This is a genomic window from Gracilibacillus halotolerans, assembly GCF_014206945.1.
In the GTDB taxonomy this organism is placed as follows: Bacteria; Bacillota; Bacilli; order Bacillales; family Amphibacillaceae; genus Gracilibacillus; species Gracilibacillus halotolerans.
Genome location: NZ_JACHON010000001.1, coordinates 201,062 through 219,943 on the forward strand (window position 1 = coordinate 201,062; position 18,882 = coordinate 219,943).

Here is an 18,882-nt window from a genome sequence, read left to right on the forward strand (position 1 = left end):
GGTGTGCGAAGAATGCTAAATATCTTTCCGACAAATACAGAAATGCCTTCTATTAGAAAAACAGTAAGCAACACTGGAAGTTTACAGAATGTCTTAGCGGGAAATAAGTTTTCTTATTTACTAGATAGTAAACTGACCAATCATTCAGAAGGTATTGAACCTAAAGAAACAAAAAATTCTCCTACCTCAGAAGAATGGAAGCAAAACCTGATTACAATGCTAGAAGAAGGCAAACTTACAGTGGCTGAAATGTTAGAAAGTTTGGAAATTCTATCAGGAGAAAATGGTTTAGAGCAAAATCGATTCTTTATACTAGGAAACGAGCTAAATGCAGCTGATCTACAAGATTTACTACAGTATGTGACATCGGAAGATAATAATTTAGCTATCTTGGATGGTCAAGAAGATATTCTATCTAGTCTTGCCGATGCGGAAGAATCTATCAAAGCAGGGCAAACTTCAAGTACTGAGGAAATAGTTAACCAACAATCATTAGCCATGTTACAGGAAATAAAAGTTCTCATGGATAAAATCACCATGAATAACGGCACATACAAAGATATGAAACAACTTTTAAGTATGTTAAAAGAATGGTCGTCAATGAATCATTCGTCCGTTCAAGCTTTCTTAGAAGCTAGTAATATGGATCCTGCTAAAAGCAAGCTTTGGTTACAACTTGTTGAAAACTTTCAAAGAAGAGAAGCTTTACAAACCCAATATCCTAAGCCGATAACAGTATCAGATTTAGAAAAATGGATTCGACATGCAATGCAAAATCAAGAGTTAACCGGCGTACAAGTGGAGAGACAAGATGTATCCAGTACATTGACCCAAACATCGCAACCTAAGCTAGCGCAGTATGTCATTCACATGCAGCAGACAGAAGGTAATTCATTAGAAAGACAACTAGTAAATGAACTTCGACAAATTTTAATCGATAGTAAATTCTTATCGTTGCGTAACGGAATGAATCAATTGTCAATTCGATTGAATCCAGAACATTTAGGTGAAATGGTTGTGAGGTTAACAGAGGTAAATGGAGAAATGACAGTTCGAATGATTGTTCAGTCGCAAGCGGCGAAAGAGTTATTGGATAGAAACATGCACCAATTAAAGCATTTATTTTCTCCACATCAAGTAGCTGTTGAAAAACAAGATTCATTATTCTCTACTAATCTTGAAAAGTTCCAAGATGAGGCAAATGAAGATACCCAAAAAGATGATCAACAACATGAAGAACAATTAGCACAAGATAGAGAAGCGGAAGAAGAAGAAGGTTTAAGCTTTGAAGAAGTGTTAATGGACCAGAAAGTGTAGGTGATAAAGGTGACATCAATAGACCCTTCATTATACTTAAGAAACTCTCAAACGACTAGAAGTGGCTCTAGTCAATTAGGTAAAGATGAATTTTTGAAAATATTAATGGCACAATTACAAAATCAGGATCCGTTGAACCCGATGGAAGATAAAGAATTTATATCACAAATGGCCAACTTTTCATCTTTAGAACAAATGATGAATTTATCTAGCTCGTTTGAAAAATTTGTCGCAAATCAAAACATATCACCAGTAATCCAATATAGTCACTTGATAGGTAAGCAAGTAGAATATTATCGCTTTAATGAAGACACTGGTGAGTTAGTACAACCATTAGAGAAAGAAATTGCAAAGGTATCTGCAGTTTCAGAAAACAAAGGGTACGCTGTTATGGAATTAGATAATGGTAAAAAGATCTACACAGATGAAATCTTGAAAATCTCGGAAGACTAAAGCTGGCAAGGAGTAGGGAAATGAATAATAACATTCATGCTCTTCATTATCCTAAGCTTCCCATCCATAAGCCCACTCAGACAAACCGAACGGAGTCTAACTTCCAAGAGATTTTACAACATAATGAGAGACTTCAATTAAGTAAACACGCTAAGGAAAGAATGGCAGAACGAAATATTTATTTAGCAAAAAATATATTACGCTTGATGGAAGCAAAAATCGATGAAGCAGCAAAAAAAGGCGTCGAAGATTCCTTAGTACTTACAAAGGATGCAGCTTTTATAGTAAGTGTCAAAAATAAGTTAGTCATTACCGCAATGGAGAAATCAGAATTGCAAAGTAAGATTTTCACAGGTATTAATGGAACGATTATTTTAGAAGATTAGCTGGACCCAGTTAGGGAAGCTAAGCGCCACTGACCGATTGACGTGGCGAAACACATTACTAATAAGGAAAAAGGAGAGGAAATAAATGTTAAGATCAATGTATGCAGGCGTTTCAGGAATGAAAGCTTTTCAGACGAAATTAGATGTTATTGGAAATAATATCGCTAACGTAAATACTGCAGGTTTTAAAAAAGGTAGAATTACTTTTCAAGATATGATGAGTCAACCTGTAAGAGGTGCTAGTGAGCCAACTGCATTACGTGGGGGAATTAACCCATCGCAAGTTGGAACCGGTGTTCAAATCGGAACAATAGATAACATTCATGTTCAAGGTAACAGACAAACTACAAACAGACCGTTAGACTTGCAGTTAGAAGGAGACGGAATGTTCGTCTTAGCTACAGAGATTGTTTACAATGGCGGAAACCCAGCAAGTGGGGTTAACTTAGGTGATACTAACATCACGTACTCGCGTGCGGGGAACTTCTACCTAGATAACGATGGATTTATTGTTAACGCAAATGGAGAGTATCTACTTGGTAGAACGGATACAGATGGAAATGGAGCCACAGACAATGTTTATGGAAGAATTCAACTTCCTTCAACAGCAGACAGCTTCAGTATCCAAGGTAATGGTATTGTGAACTATATTGAAAATGGTGAAACATTACAAGCTGGCCAAATTATGCTTGCTAAATTTTCTAATAATGAAGGACTAAGCAAAGTTGGAGCAAATATGTTCCAAAACACTGTAAACGCAGGCCGTATGGAACAAATTACAAATGAAGATGATGTAGATGGCGATGGTTTTCCAGGCGATATGACATTCTTATTCGCTCCAGAATCTGAAGGAACAGCAAGTATTATCGCTGGCGCATTAGAAATGTCTAACGTAGATTTAGCAGAAGAATTTACAGAAATGATTACTGCTCAAAGAGGATTCCAGGCAAATACTAGAATCATCACGACATCTGATGAAATATTACAAGAACTCGTTAACTTAAAACGATAAGAATACTAGTAGATAGAGGCTGTGACAAAACAAAAATGCTAATTACAAACTCCGAATAATAGAGAAATGATACTAAAAAGGCTGGGTCAAAATACAAGACTCCTGCAGGAAAAGCAACAGCCGAGGGATTACAGGATGTAATTCAGTTCGGCGTTGCAACATGACGTTGCGGTAATAGCCGAATGTCCTAAAAGTTTATTAGAACTTTTGTAATTAGTTGAGGCGTTGCCTGCGGAAAGCGAAGTATTTTGACAAAGCTTTAATAAAAACATTCGGCTTTTTGTATTATAGAAATGCTTTTGTCTCGACCTCTACTATATTCTGATATGCGTGTAATGATTATACGGTAAAGAAACGACAATCCTTTCCATAATGAGATGAAATAGGTGGACTTAATGAATCGAAAATTATTCAAAATATTAATTACTTTGATAATTATTATTACCATAGCTGGTGCTGCTACTCTTTATTTTCTGCTTAAGGAAGACAAAGCGGAAGGAGATTTACCAATAGAAAAGGCAGTGCAATTCTCGTATACAACAGAAGAAATTAAAACTGACTTAAAAGATAATAGTTATGTACTCATTCAATTTCAATTCTTTACAGACAGTAAAAAAGCAACAGAAGAGTTAATCCAACGAGAATTTCAAGTGAAAAATGAGTTTATTAAACAATCTATACATTTGACTGAAGGAGACTTTCAATCAAATTTAGAGGAAATTGAAACATCAATGAAAGATGCAATGAATCTAGAGATGGAAAACGGTGAAATACTTGACGTATTAATAGTAAATAAAGTGATACAATAGGTATTCTCCTGCAAGGAGGTGGGAAAATGGCAGAAGATGTGTTGTCGCAAAACGAGATAGACGCCTTGTTATCTGCACTTTCTTCTGGAGAAATGGATGCAGACCAACTGAAAGAGGAAGAAGAGGATAAGAAAGTCAGGGTTTACGATTTTAAGAGAGCATTACGTTTTTCTAAAGATCAGATAAGAAGTATATCCAGAATACATGATAATTTTGCAAGATTATTATCCACATACTTTTCTGGTCAGTTGCGATCTTATGTCAATATATCCGTAGCATCCGTTGATCAAATTCCATATGAGGAATTTATACGATCAGTTCCTGCAATGACAATATTGAATGTTTATAGCGTGGAACCATTAGAAGGAAGAATAATTTTTGAGATTAATCCAAATATAGCTTATGCCATGTTAGATAGATTACTTGGTGGTAGAGGCGCTAGTTTAAATAAAATAGAAAACTTAACCGAAATCGAAACAACCTTAATGTCACAACTGTTTGAAAAAGGTATTATTGGTAACCTAACAGAAGCTTGGAGCTCAGTTATTAACATGGATCCGCATCTCGAAGAGTTTGAGGTGAATCCACAGTTTCTTCAGTTGGTATCACCAAACGAAACAGTCGTTGTCGTCTCCTTAGATACTACCGTTGGAGAAAGTAGTGGGATGATTAACATTTGTATTCCACACGTTGTACTAGAGTCAATCATTCCAAGATTATCGGTACATTACTGGATGCAAAATGAGAAAACGAAAGAGCGAAAACCTGAAGAGGTAGCCTTAATATCTAATCATATTAAGAAAGCAAATTTAGATATATCGGTACAACTCGGAGAATCTTTTATTAGTGTAGAGGACTTACTTCACTTAAGAAAAGAAGATATAATAGTACTTGAACAACAGATTGACGAGCCTTTAAAAATGCTTGTAGAGGAAGAGCCTAAATTTACTGTTCAGCCGGGTAAAAAGAAAGAAAAAATAGCTGTTCAGGTTTTAGATGTGTTGGAAGAAGGAGGGGAACAGAATGACAAATGATGGAATGTTATCTCAAGACGAGATAGATGCACTATTAAACGGAACAAACAATCTTGATGATACAGAGGAAAAACCTTCCTTTGACGAAACATTAACAAGTATTGAAATGGATGCTTTAGGTGAAATAGGTAATATATCATTTGGAAGTTCAGCAACATCATTAGCAACATTATTAAATCAAAAAGTAGAAATTACAACACCGTCTATTACCGTAATCCGTAAAGGGGAGTTGGAAGAAAAGTTTCCGGTACCTTATGTAGGTCTAACGGTCTCTTATACCGAGGGGTTAAGTGGAACCAATCTGTTCATCTTGGAATCAAAGGATGCTGCAATTATTGCTGATTTGATGCTCGGTGGAACAGGTGAAATTGAGAATACGGAACTTAACGACATAAGCTTAAGTGCTGTACAAGAAGCAATGAATCAAATGATGGGTACAGCAGCGACTAGTATGTCATCTGTGTTCGATAAGAAAGTTGATATATCTCCGCCTTCTATTGCCGTGATTAAAATAAATGAAGAAGAAACACACGAGTTAACACCAAATGATGATGTTCTTATTAAAGTATCGTTCCAATTGAAAATTGGTACATTAATCGATTCGAAAATCATGCAACTGTTACCTATTTCTTTTGCGAAGGATTTAGTTGATCAGCTACTACAAGGTGCAACGTCAACAGAACCAGTAGTGGAGACAAATACCGTAGAAACATTAGAAGAAGAAAATCTACAAGATGAATTTTCACAATTAATGGAAGAGGCTTCTGCTGTTAATACAGAGCCAGAAACGACAACCAGTATCGAAGCAACTAGCAGCATGCAACACTCCTCTAACAGAAAGCCTAAACAAATGGGGGAAGAGGTGGCAAATAAACAAGTGCATGAAGCAGCGTTTACCGAATTCGAAGATGTGAAGTTAACAGAAGGTAGCCAACGAAATCTTAATCTACTGTTAGATATACCACTTCAAGTTACAGTCGAGTTAGGACGACAAAAGAAATCAGTACAAGAAATTTTAGAATTATCTCCAGGATCTGTGGTGGAATTAGATAAGCTTGCAGGAGAACCTGTTGACATTCTTATTAACCATAAGCTAATCGCTAAAGGTGAAGTTGTCGTTATTGAAGAGAATTTTGGAGTTAGAGTGACAGATATATTAAGTCAAGAAGCTAGATTAAAACAACTAAAATAGAGAACAGATAAAGAGAGGATTGGTAATATGTCAAAGAGAGTACTTATTGTAGATGATGCAGCATTTATGCGAATGATGATTAAAGATATACTAACGAAGAATGGATACGAAGTAGTAGGCGAAGCAGAGAATGGCAATCAAGCAGTTGAGAAGTATAAAGAATTACAACCTGATCTCGTAACAATGGATATTACGATGCCTGAAAAAGATGGAATTGAGGCATTAAAAGAGATTAAAGCTTTGGACAGTAACTCGGTTATCATTATGTGTTCAGCAATGGGACAACAGGCTATGGTAATAGATGCTATCCAAGCTGGAGCAAAAGATTTTATTGTTAAACCATTCCAAGCTGACCGTGTAATTGAAGCAATTTCTAAAGTTTTCAGCTAATGAGGTGATCATCATCGCACATTTTTTTAAAGGGATTATACTGCTTACTATATTCATAAGTTTTGGAGCTTTTAGTGAACCAGTACTAGCTGAAACAGTGGATAGGATGTTTGAAGAGCAAAATGAAGAAACAGAAATTCCTCAAACAGAAGAACCACATAGTCCAGCAGTAGAAACAACAGATGCAGATAGTCCAAGTTTTCTAGACAGTCTGTTTCGTATCGTACTTGGTCTAGGAGTCGTCATAGGACTAATTTATTTTATTGCAAAATGGGCAAAACGTAAGACTGGTTTCTCCAATCAGAATAAAGTCATTTCTAACGTAGGTGGAGTTCCAGTAGGTCAAAATAAACAAGTTCAAATTATCAATGTAGGGAAACAATATTTTCTTATTGGTGTCGGCGAAAATGTAGAATTACTAACTGAAATTACGGATGAAGATACGATTGAACAATTAGAAGCAGATCATAGGGAGATGGAACAAAATACACCGAATAACTCTACATGGAGTGGTGTGGATCAATTATTAAATAAGGAGCTTAAATCAATGAAAGCTAGCAGAAGTAAAATATTAGAAAAACTAGAGAAGAAGTTTAACAAATGATTTTTTTGATTGATGCTTTTACAGGCTCTGATCCCGGTAATATCTCTATGACAGTTAGACTCTTATTGTTGTTAACGGTGTTGTCTATTGCACCAAGTATCCTTATCTTAATGACAAGCTTCACACGAATAATTATTGTTTTATCCTTCGTGCGAACATCACTTGCAACACAACAAATGCCGCCAAACCAGTTGTTAATTGGACTAGCTCTATTTATGACATTTTTTATTATGGCACCAACTTTTAGTGAAATTAACGAACAGGCATTGCAACCTTTATTTGAAGAAGAAATTACGTTAGAAGAAGCTTATGATAATGCAAGTATCCCTTTGAAAGAATTTATGTCCAAGCATACACGAGAGAAAGACTTACAATTATTTATGAATTATGGAAATATGGATAGACCTGAAAGTATTCAAGATATACCTTTAACAGCACTTATACCAGCTTTTGCTATAAGTGAAATGAAGACTGCATTTCAGATGGGCTTTATGATTTTTATTCCTTTTCTAATTATAGATATGGCGGTTGCCAGCGTCCTAATGTCAATGGGGATGATGATGCTTCCTCCTGTAATGATATCTCTACCTTTTAAAATATTATTATTTGTTTTAGTAGATGGCTGGTATTTAATCTCGCATTCATTGCTCGATGGTTTCTTACCACTATAAAAACATAATGATTTGTCCGTATGTTTCTATATTGAAATCTTTCGAAAGCCTTTATATGAGATGAGGAGTTTTTATAGATGAATGGCGAATTTGTTATTTCGATTGCAGAAAAAGGAATATTTACCCTTCTGATTATAGTAGGACCTCTCCTATTATTAGCTTTGGCAGTAGGTCTTTTAGTTAGTATTTTCCAAGCAACAACCCAAATTCAAGAACAGACTTTAGCATTTATTCCTAAGATAGTTGCCGTTTTAGTTGGGGTTGTCATTTTTGGACCTTGGATGTTAACTACAATGGTTAACTTTACAGCTGAAATATTTCAACAAATGAATCAGTTTGTGAGATAGAATGGCTAACGTTATCGATATTAACACGTTACCAGGGTTTTTGTTAATTTTAGTGAGAATACTAGCTTTTTTTGCAACAGTACCGATTTTTTCTTATCGTAACATACCGAATACCTTAAAAATTGGAATAGGATTCTTTCTAGCTTGGATCTCTTTTTATACAATCGATATACCTGATTTAATGTTTGACCAACAATATATCCTACTAATTGGTAAAGAAGCATTAGTTGGTCTTTTACTTGGGTTATTTGCCTATATGATAATGGCTGCGATTCAAGTAGCTGGAGGATTTATTGATTTCCAGATGGGTTTTGCAATTGCGAATGTTATTGATCCACAAACAGGAGCACAGAGTCCAATAACAGGTCAATATTTATATATAATAGCTATTCTATTTTTATTAATGGTTGATGGACATCATTTATTAATTCATGGCTTATTGTACAGTTTTGATATTATCTCGTTAGATCAATTTATATCTTTAGAAAGTCCCGAGTTAATTATAGTAGGTTTTGCGCAGTCGTTTTTAATTGCATTTCAACTAGCGATACCAATTGTAGGTTCCTTATTTTTAGTTGACGTAGCACTTGGTCTTATTGCTCGAACAGTTCCGCAACTAAACGTATTTGTTGTCGGATTGCCCTTAAAAATATTCGTAGCATTTGTTATGCTTTTACTATTTATTCCTTTCTATACATTGATAGTGAAGCAGCTCTTTCAATATATTCTTGAAATGATGCAAGCTTTAATTCACTTGCTTGGTGGTGCTTAATGTGAGACTTCAACTAGATTTACAATATTTTGCTGGTGAGAAAACAGAAAAAGCGACACCGAAAAAGAGACAAGATGTACGTAAAAAAGGACAAGTAGTCAAGAGTCAAGATGTTAATACAGCCTTTATGTTTTTTCTGATTTTTCTTGTTTTATTCGTTACAGGTGGATTCTTGAAATCATCTTTTACTCAGTTGCTAGAGAAATCTTTTACAGAATACATTCATTTATCGGTTACGAAAGATTCCTTCTTTACTGTAATGATGGATATTGGGTTACAGATTACGATAGTTTTAGCTCCAATCATGGTGGCAGCTTTTATAGCCGGCCTTGTAGCAAATCTAATGCAATTTGGATTTTTATTTACTACAGAGCCATTGAAAGCTAAGCTGGAAAGAATTGATCCAATTAAAGGAGCAAAACGTATCTTTTCGTTACGTGCAATTGTGGAATTATTCAAGTCAATCTTCAAAATTAGCATTATTGGAGCTGTAACATTTACGATTCTTTGGATAAATAAAGATGAGATTTTTATGCTTGCAAGTAAACCTTTAGATGGTGCTATTGCTTTTTTCAGTACAATGACAATCCAAATGGGACTTGCTGCATCACTAGCCTTAGGAATTATAGCGGTGTTTGACTATGCATACCAAAAATATGATTTTGAAAAGCAAAATCGGATGTCAAAGCAAGATCTTAAAGATGAGCATAAAAGCATCGAAGGGGATCCACTCATTAAATCGAAAATAAAAGAAAGACAAAGAATGATGGCAATGCAACGAATGATGAGCGAAGTGCCAAATGCAGATGTTATTATTACGAACCCAACTCACTACGCAGTTGCAATTAAATATGATGAAGAGAAGGCAGATGCACCGTATATTGTGGCAAAAGGTGTCGACTCGGTTGCTCTCAAAATTAAAGAAATTGCTACAGCAAACAAGGTAATGACCGTAGAAAACAGACCGTTGGCAAGAGCGCTTTATAGCAAATTGGAAATTGGAGATATGATTGGTGAAGAATTTTTCCAAGCTGTAGCAGAGATTTTAGCTTATGTGTATCGCATCCAGAAGAAACAGTAATAAAAAACTACTTTTCTTTGAAAATGCTAATTTCTTAACATAGTGAAAAATGTATTCTCACTATTTACATTTACGCAGCTAGCCAATTTTTTCGTTAATTGTGTTAAGGAGATGAAGTAATGCGTGCTAGAGATCTTTCAGTATTATTTGGAGTTATTTTAATTATTATTATGTTAGTTATTCCATTACCAGGATGGCTACTCAGTGTTCTTATATTGGTAAACATTTCTCTAGCATTAATTGTCATTTTAGTTTCTATGAACATGAAAGATGCTTTGGAATTTTCCGTCTTTCCTTCGTTATTATTACTATTAACGTTATTTAGGCTAGGGCTAAATGTTTCGACTACTCGATCAATTTTATCAGAAGCAGATGCTGGAGGCGTAGTTGCTACTTTTGGGTCTTTTGTGATTGGCGATAATGCGTTAGTTGGTTTTGTAGTATTTATTATATTAATTATTATTCAATTTATTGTAATCACAAAAGGGAGTGAACGTGTTTCAGAGGTAGCAGCACGATTTACTTTAGATGCAATGCCGGGAAAACAAATGAGTATTGATGCCGATTTGAACGCAGGAATGATTAACGAGCAACAGGCCAAAGATCGACGAGAAAAAGTTGAGAATGAAGCGGACTTTTATGGTGCAATGGATGGAGCGAGTAAATTCGTTAAAGGGGACGCTATTGCTGGAATTATTATCGTACTAATTAATATTGTTTTTGGTTTGATTATTGGTATGGTCCAAATGGATCTGGGCTTTGGTGAAGCTGTCGACACATTTACCCGACTTACAGTGGGGGACGGCCTTGTTAGTCAAATACCAGCATTATTAATTTCGACTGCAACGGGGATTGTTGTTACACGAGTAGCTTCAGAGGGTAATTTAAGCTCCGATGTTACAAAGCAATTATTAAGATTCCCAACAATGTTGTACATTGCAGGTGGGACGATTATACTATTAGGCTTAACACCAATTAATTTTCTACTCACAGCAGTTATTGGTGGGGTATTAATTCTTTCTGCATACTTGCTAACACAGAAATCGAAGGAAGAAGAATTACCAACACAAGAAGAAATAGATGCAACAGAGTCGGAAGAAATGAAGACACAGGAAAATGTAGTAAACTTGATAAATTTGGATCCTATAGAATTTGAATTTGGCTATGGTCTAATTCCTTTGGCAGATACAAATCAAGGTGGAGATTTACTTGATCGGGTTATCATGATTAGGAGACAGTTAGCAATAGAATTGGGCTTAGTTATACCTGTTGTAAGAATTAGAGATAATATTCAACTTAATCCGAATGAGTATAGAATAAAGATTAAGGGGAATGAAATAGATAAGGGTGAACTTTTACTCGATCATTTCCTAGCGATGAGTCCTGGCATGGAAGATGATGAGTTAGAAGGAATAGATACACAAGAACCGGCTTTTGGTTTACCAGCTAAGTGGGTAACAGAAGAGGTTAAAGATGAGGCACAGCTTTTAGGTTATACAGTAGTAGATCCAACTTCTGTTGTTTCTACTCATTTAACGGAAATCATTAAGCGACATGCTCACCAATTATTAGGTAGACAAGAGACACAACAGCTAATCGATCACTTGAAGGAATCCAATCCTATTCTTGTGGATGAAGTTACACCTGAACCACTAAGCATAGGGGATATCCAAAAAGTTCTTGCAAAATTATTAAAAGAACATGTATCAATTAAAAACCTTCCAGTTATTTTCGAAACGCTTGCTGATTTTGCAAAACTTACGACGGACATTGATTTGCTTACGGAATATGTACGTCAAGCCCTATCCTTCCAGATTACGAATGATTTATTACAAGGTAAACCTCAACTTACAGTAATTACAATTAGTCCTGAGGTTGAAAAAACAATAAGTGAACATATTCAGCAAACAGAACACGGTAGTTATTTGGCAATGGATCCGGAACGCCAGCAGCAAATTCTACACTCTGTAACACAAAATGTAGAAGCATTATCGATGCGAGAAGAGCAACCAATAATTCTCTGTTCACCAACAATTCGCATGTATGTAAAACAACTGTTAGAACGTTATTTTCCTCAAGTCATTGTTATCTCTTATAACGAGGTAGAACCTACCGCTGAAATGGAGAGTGTTGGGGTGGTGAATATGGTATGAAGGTAAAAAAGTATAAAGGTAATACGATGCCTGAAGTAATGCAGTTGGTTCGGAAAGAACTTGGACAAGATGCTGTTATTCTGAACTCCAAAGTTGTTCATGAAGGTGGTTTCTTAGGTCTTTTTAAAAAAAGAAAGATTGAAGTATTAGCTGCAATTGATAAGCCTATTGCAAAAGAGCAACCAATTATTAGAGAGTCAAGACAACCAATTCGGACGCCAGTGGAACAAAAGTATCCAAGTCGAATTCAGCCTGCTAATGACGAAAGTAAAATTTTGGATGAGTTACGGCAAATGAAAAAATGGATGGAACATTCTGTTAATGCTCATTCGCAACTTCCACTTGCTTTTCAATCTATTTATAAAGAATTAGTTGAAAAAGATATGGATGAAGATTTAGTGAATGAAATGTTGCTTACCATAGCAGAACGTGAAACACCTCAAGAATGGGATGAAGTAGAAATACGAGATGCACTCCGCCTCCAAATCCAACAAAAGCTACAAAACATTTCACCATTTGGAGGCATGGCTTTCCATAATAAAGTCATTCATTTAGTAGGTCCAACTGGTGTAGGTAAAACAACGACTCTTGCTAAGCTAGCGGCACATTGTGTTCTAAAGGAAGGCAAAAAGGTAGCCTTTATTACAACTGATACTTACCGAATTGCCGCTATTGACCAACTCAAAACATATGCCAAAATCTTAAATGTACCAATTGAGGTTGCGTACAATCTGGACGATTATAATAAGGCAAAAGAAAAATTCACAGATAAAGATCACATTTTTGTCGATACAGCTGGACGTAATTTCAGAGAACAAAAGTACATTCATGAATTGAACAAACTGATTGACCTAAGTAAAGATGCAACAACCTATCTCGTTCTATCAATGACAGCAAAGAGGCGCGACGTAGAAGATATTTATGATAAATTTAAAAATGTCCCTATCCATCAATTTATTTTAACGAAATTAGACGAAACGAACTCTTATGGTGCGATGCTAAGCCTATGTTTAAAATCACAATTAGGCATTGCGTTTTTGACAAATGGTCAAGATGTTCCTGAAGATTTAAAAGAGGCTTCTGTAGACGATATTACAAATTTAATTATTGGTGAGGAAAATGACTGATCAAGCAGCGAAATTAAGAGCGCAAATGAACGGGACAGCTAAGAAACAGGCTAAGACTATTGCTATCGTTAGTGGGAAAGGTGGCGTGGGTAAATCTAATTTTGCGATTAACTTCTCACTAGCGTTAATTGAGCAGAAGAAAAAAGTTTTGTTGTTCGATCTCGATATTGGGATGGGAAATATCGATATATTAATAGGAAAAACCTCCCGGTATTCAATTGTCGATTTATTAGATAAAAACCATTCAATATATGATATGATAGAATCAGGTCCAAATACCCTCTATTATTTATCTGGGGGAAGAGGACTAGACCAAATTTTCCGCTTAGAAAAAGACCAAACAAACCATTTTTTAAAAGAATTAGAAACGGTTTTTGAAGACTATGATTATATTATTTTTGATATGGGTGCAGGAGTTACAAACGACTCGATTCAATTTATATTAGCGTCTGATGAGTGTATCGTATTAACAACGACAGAGCCTACCGCAATCACGGATGCTTACTCTATGATGAAACACATTTTAAAGCAGAAGGTGCTCCCATTAAACCTTGTGATTAATCGTGCATCGAACCAAAAGAATGGCATGGATATAATGAATCGTATTACTAAGGCGGTTCAACACTTCCTTAAATCACCCATATATCCATTAGGGGTGGTCCCAGAAGACTCTGCTGTTAGACAAGCGGTAATGGAACAGAAACCCTTTTTGCTTCATCAACCAAAGTCTAAAGCAAGTATCGCTATCCAAACGATAGCAAAGCAATTCCTTGGCGCTAATGATTCTACGGAAAAGCCTTCTTCTTCCAGCTTTCTAACAAGGCTGAGAAAGTTTCTAAAAGAGAGGTAGACATCATGACTACAAAAAAAGTACTGGTTGTGGATGATTCAGCATTTATGAGGAAGATGATTTCAGACATTTTAAGTAAATCTAGTAACTTAGAAGTTATTTCAACTGCTAGAAATGGCGAAGATGCTTTAAAAAAAGTAACGGAATTAAAACCAGATGTTATAACACTTGATATTGAAATGCCAATTAAAGATGGAATAGCAACTCTCCGAGATATTATGAAGCACCAACCTACTCCTGTGGTTATGCTTTCTAGTCTTACTAAAGCAGGAGCAGATAAAACAATGGAAGCAATGAGCAATGGTGCAGTTGATTTCATTGCAAAACCTTCTGGATCGATTTCTTTAGATATTGAAGAGATATCGGCAGAGATTATTCGAAAAGTTGAAGCAGCTAGTCTTGCACGAATAAAACCGAAAAAAGATAAAAAAAGGCAAGAAATTGGTGTACTTAAGCCAGTGAAAGCTAAAAAGAAGATTGTTTTAATTGGTTCTTCAACAGGTGGACCAAGTGCACTTCAAGAAGTTTTAACAAAACTACCAAAGGACTTTCCAGCTCCGATCGCCATTGTTCAACATATGCCTAAAGGCTTTACTAAGTCTTTAGCAGAAAGACTTAATCGCCTTGCAGAAATAGAAGTACGAGAAGTAACTCACCTTGAAGAGCTCAAGCCAGGTATTGCGTACATTGCGCCTGGAGGGCAACATTTTTTAATAGAAGAAAGGCAGAATAAATATATTGCACGTGTAACTGATGATCAGCCAGTTAAAGGGCATAAACCATCCGTAAATTTGTTATTTAATTCAGCGGCCGAATTAAGAGAATGTCTCCCAGTTTCAGTCATGCTAACTGGCATGGGTAGCGACGGTGCTAGCGGGATTGAATTGCTAAAGAGAAAACACCCAAGGACGATTGCTATTTCTCAATCAAAAGAAAGCTGCATCGTTTATGGTATGCCCCAAGCAGCAGAAAAAACAGGCCTTGTTGATTATGTGGTTGATATAAGCGAGATTAGCAATGTTCTTACTCAAAAATTTATGAATTAGAGGTGTCTCCAATGCAAAATAATGAATATTTAGATGTGTTTATTGAAGAAAGTAAAGAGCATCTACAGTCGCTGAACGATCAATTGTTAATACTAGAAAATGACTCTGAAAATCTTGATACTATTAGTGAAATTTTCCGCTCAGCACATACACTTAAAGGAATGGCAGCAACGATGGGCTTTAATGATTTAGCAAATCTTACCCATAAAATGGAGAATATACTAGACGCTATCCGTAACGATCAACTTAAAATACATACACATATTATTGATGTGTTGTTCTCCGCAGTCGACCATTTAGAGGATATGGTAGTTGATATTGCTGAAGGCGGGAACGGTGCGAAAGATGTAATAGATGTTATAGAGCAACTAAATGTTATTGAAAACGGTGAAGAAACCAAATCAGTTTCAGACAAAACGGAACAGTTACCTACTACGGAGCCAAGTTTAGCAGGAGAAAATCATTTCCATGCGTTAAACGAATTTGAGTTAACCGTATTGGAACAAGCTTATGAAAAAAGCTTCCATACGTATGAAGTAAAGGTTTCTTTAAACGAAAATTGTTTACTAAAAGCAGCTCGGGTTTATATGGTTTTTGAAGTTCTTGAACAAATTGGTGAAGTAGTCAAAGCTGACCCGACGATTCAGGATTTAGAAGAAGAGAACTTTGAGTTATCTTTCCATGTTCTATTAATATCTCAAGAGAGTCCAGAAAACATAGAAAAGAGAATTTTAAAAGTTTCAGAGATTGAACATATCGATGTTCGCTCCTATACGATTCAAACAAAAAAAGCCAACAATGAAATGGGAGAAGAAAAATCTACGTCGACAAATGAGGTCACAACTAATAACGAAGCACAATCATCTGATGATGAGAAAAATAAGCAAAAGAAGAATGTTGTTACCAAAACAATTCGTGTCAACATTAACAGACTTGACGGTCTAATGAACTTATTTGAGGAGCTCGTTATTGATCGTGGTCGATTAGAACAAATATCAGGTGAATTAAATCATAGTGAACTAAACGAAACCGTAGAAAGAATGACACGTATAACTGGCGATTTGCAGACTCTTATTTTGAATATGCGTATGGTTCCAATCGAACAAGTGTTTAATAGATTTCCTAGAATGGTAAGACAGCTATCGAAAGATTTAGGTAAAAAAATCAACTTAGAGATAATCGGTGCTGAGACTGAGTTGGATCGTACGGTTATTGATGAAATAGGTGACCCACTAGTTCATTTAATCCGAAATGGATTAGATCATGGTATTGAAATGCCTGAAGTAAGAAAAGCCAACGGTAAGCCAGAGGAAGGGAACCTCACATTGAAAGCTTATCATAGTGGGAATCATGTGTTTATTGAAATATCAGATGATGGCGCAGGTATCAAGAGAGAAAATATTCTGAAAAAAGCTATTGCCAATCATATCGTTACAGAAGAAGAAGGACAAGCATTATCCGATAAAGAGGTATATCAGCTTATGATGGCTAGCGGATTTTCTACAGCAGAGCAAATCTCGGATATATCAGGACGCGGTGTCGGTTTAGATGTAGTGAAAAATACTATCGAATCACTTGGTGGATCAATTAGTATTTCGTCCGAAGAAGGTGCAGGGTCTACTTTCTCTGTTCAATTACCACTGACACTATCTATAATTACAGTGCTATTGGTTGAGGTTGGGGATGAAAAATATGCGGTCCCACTATCTTCTATTATAGAGACAGCGGTTATACCACGTTCTGAAATATATAACGCACATAATAAACAAGTTATTGATTTTAGAGGAAAAGTAGTCCCACTTATCTCTCTAAAAGAAGTGTTCAATGTGCCAGAGGCAAGTGACGAAGATGAATTCCTATCCATAGTTATTATTCGAAAAGGTGATAAAATGGCTGGATTAATTGTAGATACATTCATTGGTCAACAAGAAATAGTTCTTAAGTCTCTCGGTGATTACTTAGGTGAGGTATTTGCAATATCAGGTGCTACTATTTTAGGCGATGGTCAAGTTGCACTTATTATCGACACAAACGCATTGATTAATTAGTGAGGAGGGGAAATATGGATAACGAACAGGGATTTATACAGTCTATCGTTGTTGAGCTGGAAAATGAGGAATATGCAATACCGGTTGAGTTTATAGGTGGTATTGAAAGAATTCAGCAAATAACTAGAGTACCTAAAACGACTTCCTTTATAAAAGGTGTAATTAATTTACGAGGGGTAATAACTCCTATCATAGATTTAAGAGAGCGGTTTGGACTATCTCCTAAGGAACATAATGATAGTACAAGAATTATTATTGCTGAAATGGAGTCATTCAATGTCGGTTTCATTGTGGATGCTGCTTATGACGTAGTGAATATTCCAAATGAAGCTATTGAACCAAATCCTAAAGTTATCGGAACTAAGGATATTGATTACATTGACGGGGTTGCTAAAGTAGGAAATAGATTGCTAATGCTACTAAACTTAGAAAGAACACTAAGTCATGATAATTATCAAATAGAAAGAGATCAAGATGATTAAGTTTACACAGAAACATTTAGACGTTTTAAAAGAAGTAGGGAATATTGGTGCGGGGAATGCAGCTACTGCACTTTCAACGTTACTGAATAAGAAAATTAACATGAGTATTCCTGATATAAAGATCGTAGAGTTTAATGAGTTAATGGATTATGTAGGAGGGCCAGAGGAAGAAATTGTCAGCGTGTTTCTCCGTATTCAAGGTTCACTTCCAGGTAGTATGTTTTTCGTATTGCAACCGAATCAGGCACAAATTCTAGCAAACCAGCTAATCCCTGATATGAAAGAGGACATAAGAGACCATGAAATGGCTTTATCCGCTATTGCTGAAATAGGAAATATCTTATCAGGTTCGTATTTATCTGCTCTCTCTGAATTTACAGCCATTAATATGTTTCCTTCCGTGCCAAGCTTAACAGTGGATATGGCAGGTGCGATATTAATGCAGGGATTAATTGAGATTTCTAAAGAAAGTGACTATGCGATTGTTATTGATACGATGATCGAAGATGAAGAGAATACAACAGAGTCAATAAAGGGGCATTTTTTTCTATTACCAGATCCAACCTCCTTTGAAACAATATTTAGTGCCTTAGGAGTAGAGGGAAAATGACGATTACATCTACAGTTGTAAAAGTTGGAATTGCAGATATGAAAGTAACAGAAGCTCCTAACAAACTTAAAACATTAGGTCTAGGATCTTGTGTGGGCGTTGTAATTTATAATCATGAAATTGCAGGTCTTGCACATGTTATGTTGCCAGATTCCGAAGCATCCAATCGCGAAAATCAAAACATCCTAAAATACGCGGATTCTGCATTAGACCAGATGATTCGTGAATTATTGGATAAAGGAGTAAGAAAATCGAGCTTAAAAGCAAAAATTGCTGGTGGCGCTCATATGTTTTCTTTCCAAACAGAAAGTAATTTTCTTAAAATCGGCGAGCGAAATATAATAGCAGTTACAGAACGATTACAGCTCCATCAAATCCCTCTTATTGCACAAGATGTAGGGGGAAACCAAGGTAGAACGATTGAATTTAATATCGAAGAGAGTCAATTGGAAATTCGGACTGTAAGAGGAAATACAACCATCATATAGAGTGAGGTGA

General features: G+C 35.8%; 21 protein-coding genes. All 21 read left to right on the forward strand.

Annotation, left to right across the window (positions count from 1 at the left end; genetic code table 11):
- Window positions 1-12 precede the first annotated feature (12 nt).
- The 21 genes from GGQ92_RS01040 (at window position 13) to GGQ92_RS01140 (ending at window position 18,872) form a co-directional block, all read left to right on the forward strand.
- The gene (locus GGQ92_RS01040) at window positions 13-1,317 is read left to right on the forward strand and encodes a flagellar hook-length control protein FliK (RefSeq protein ID WP_184243666.1); all 1,305 of its coding nucleotides are present in this window, start codon (window positions 13-15) and stop codon (window positions 1,315-1,317) included.
- A 9-nt stretch (window positions 1,318-1,326) separates the two neighbouring features.
- Window positions 1,327-1,770 carry a flagellar hook assembly protein FlgD gene (flgD, locus tag GGQ92_RS01045; protein WP_184243668.1) on the forward strand — a complete coding sequence of 148 codons (444 nt, stop codon included), beginning with the start codon at window positions 1,327-1,329 and terminating at the stop codon, window positions 1,768-1,770.
- 20 nt (window positions 1,771-1,790) lie between these two features.
- Window positions 1,791-2,156, forward strand: coding sequence for a TIGR02530 family flagellar biosynthesis protein (locus GGQ92_RS01050; protein ID WP_184243670.1), 366 nt, complete (start codon window positions 1,791-1,793; stop codon window positions 2,154-2,156).
- Window positions 2,157-2,241: 85 nt separating this feature from the next.
- On the forward strand, window positions 2,242-3,168 hold the full coding sequence (gene flgG / locus GGQ92_RS01055) for a flagellar basal body rod protein FlgG (protein WP_184243672.1): 927 nt from the start codon (window positions 2,242-2,244) through the stop codon (window positions 3,166-3,168).
- A gap of 395 nt (window positions 3,169-3,563) precedes the next feature.
- Entirely contained in the window at window positions 3,564-3,977 is a 414-nt protein-coding gene (locus GGQ92_RS01060) for a flagellar basal body-associated FliL family protein (RefSeq protein WP_184243675.1), read from the forward strand.
- A gap of 26 nt (window positions 3,978-4,003) precedes the next feature.
- The gene (gene fliM / locus GGQ92_RS01065; protein ID WP_184243677.1) at window positions 4,004-5,011 is read left to right on the forward strand and encodes a flagellar motor switch protein FliM; all 1,008 of its coding nucleotides are present in this window, start codon (window positions 4,004-4,006) and stop codon (window positions 5,009-5,011) included.
- Window positions 5,001-6,203, forward strand: a complete 1,203-nt coding sequence (fliY, locus tag GGQ92_RS01070) for a flagellar motor switch phosphatase FliY (RefSeq protein WP_184243679.1) — start codon at window positions 5,001-5,003, stop codon at window positions 6,201-6,203. The genes fliM and fliY overlap by 11 nt, the downstream gene beginning before the upstream one ends.
- 27 nt (window positions 6,204-6,230) lie before the next feature.
- Window positions 6,231-6,593, forward strand: coding sequence for a response regulator (locus tag GGQ92_RS01075; protein ID WP_184243681.1), 363 nt, complete (start codon window positions 6,231-6,233; stop codon window positions 6,591-6,593).
- A complete protein-coding gene (locus GGQ92_RS01080) occupies window positions 6,565-7,197 on the forward strand; it encodes a flagellar biosynthetic protein FliO (RefSeq protein WP_184243683.1) in 633 nt (210 codons plus the stop codon). The genes GGQ92_RS01075 and GGQ92_RS01080 overlap by 29 nt, the downstream gene beginning before the upstream one ends.
- Window positions 7,194-7,868: a flagellar type III secretion system pore protein FliP gene (gene fliP, locus GGQ92_RS01085; RefSeq protein ID WP_184243685.1), complete on the forward strand. Its 675-nt coding sequence runs from the start codon at window positions 7,194-7,196 to the stop codon at window positions 7,866-7,868. The genes GGQ92_RS01080 and fliP overlap by 4 nt, the downstream gene beginning before the upstream one ends.
- A gap of 77 nt (window positions 7,869-7,945) precedes the next feature.
- Window positions 7,946-8,215, forward strand: a complete 270-nt coding sequence (fliQ, locus tag GGQ92_RS01090) for a flagellar biosynthesis protein FliQ (protein ID WP_184243687.1) — start codon at window positions 7,946-7,948, stop codon at window positions 8,213-8,215.
- Window position 8,216: 1 nt separating this feature from the next.
- On the forward strand, window positions 8,217-8,987 hold the full coding sequence (gene fliR / locus GGQ92_RS01095) for a flagellar biosynthetic protein FliR (RefSeq protein ID WP_184243689.1): 771 nt from the start codon (window positions 8,217-8,219) through the stop codon (window positions 8,985-8,987).
- A 1-nt stretch (window position 8,988) separates the two neighbouring features.
- On the forward strand, window positions 8,989-10,068 hold the full coding sequence (flhB, locus tag GGQ92_RS01100; RefSeq protein ID WP_184243691.1) for a flagellar biosynthesis protein FlhB: 1,080 nt from the start codon (window positions 8,989-8,991) through the stop codon (window positions 10,066-10,068).
- A 119-nt stretch (window positions 10,069-10,187) separates the two neighbouring features.
- The gene (flhA, locus tag GGQ92_RS01105) at window positions 10,188-12,221 is read left to right on the forward strand and encodes a flagellar biosynthesis protein FlhA (protein WP_184243693.1); all 2,034 of its coding nucleotides are present in this window, start codon (window positions 10,188-10,190) and stop codon (window positions 12,219-12,221) included.
- Window positions 12,218-13,348 carry a flagellar biosynthesis GTPase FlhF gene (flhF, locus tag GGQ92_RS01110; protein ID WP_184243695.1) on the forward strand — a complete coding sequence of 377 codons (1,131 nt, stop codon included), beginning with the start codon at window positions 12,218-12,220 and terminating at the stop codon, window positions 13,346-13,348. Before flhA ends, flhF begins: the two co-directional genes overlap by 4 nt.
- On the forward strand, window positions 13,341-14,198 hold the full coding sequence (locus GGQ92_RS01115) for a MinD/ParA family protein (RefSeq protein WP_184243697.1): 858 nt from the start codon (window positions 13,341-13,343) through the stop codon (window positions 14,196-14,198). Before flhF ends, GGQ92_RS01115 begins: the two co-directional genes overlap by 8 nt.
- A 5-nt stretch (window positions 14,199-14,203) precedes the next feature.
- Entirely contained in the window at window positions 14,204-15,244 is a 1,041-nt protein-coding gene (locus GGQ92_RS01120) for a protein-glutamate methylesterase/protein-glutamine glutaminase (RefSeq protein WP_184243699.1), read from the forward strand.
- Window positions 15,245-15,255: 11 nt separating this feature from the next.
- The gene (locus GGQ92_RS01125) at window positions 15,256-17,292 is read left to right on the forward strand and encodes a chemotaxis protein CheA (protein ID WP_184243701.1); all 2,037 of its coding nucleotides are present in this window, start codon (window positions 15,256-15,258) and stop codon (window positions 17,290-17,292) included.
- 14 nt (window positions 17,293-17,306) lie between these two features.
- Window positions 17,307-17,774: a chemotaxis protein CheW gene (locus GGQ92_RS01130; RefSeq protein WP_184243703.1), complete on the forward strand. Its 468-nt coding sequence runs from the start codon at window positions 17,307-17,309 to the stop codon at window positions 17,772-17,774.
- Window positions 17,767-18,384 (forward strand): chemotaxis protein CheC, encoded by a 618-nt coding sequence (locus GGQ92_RS01135; protein ID WP_184243705.1) that lies wholly within the window; start codon window positions 17,767-17,769, stop codon window positions 18,382-18,384. Before GGQ92_RS01130 ends, GGQ92_RS01135 begins: the two co-directional genes overlap by 8 nt.
- On the forward strand, window positions 18,381-18,872 hold the full coding sequence (locus GGQ92_RS01140) for a chemotaxis protein CheD (protein WP_184243707.1): 492 nt from the start codon (window positions 18,381-18,383) through the stop codon (window positions 18,870-18,872). The genes GGQ92_RS01135 and GGQ92_RS01140 overlap by 4 nt, the downstream gene beginning before the upstream one ends.
- The last annotated feature ends 10 nt before the right edge of the window (window positions 18,873-18,882 follow it).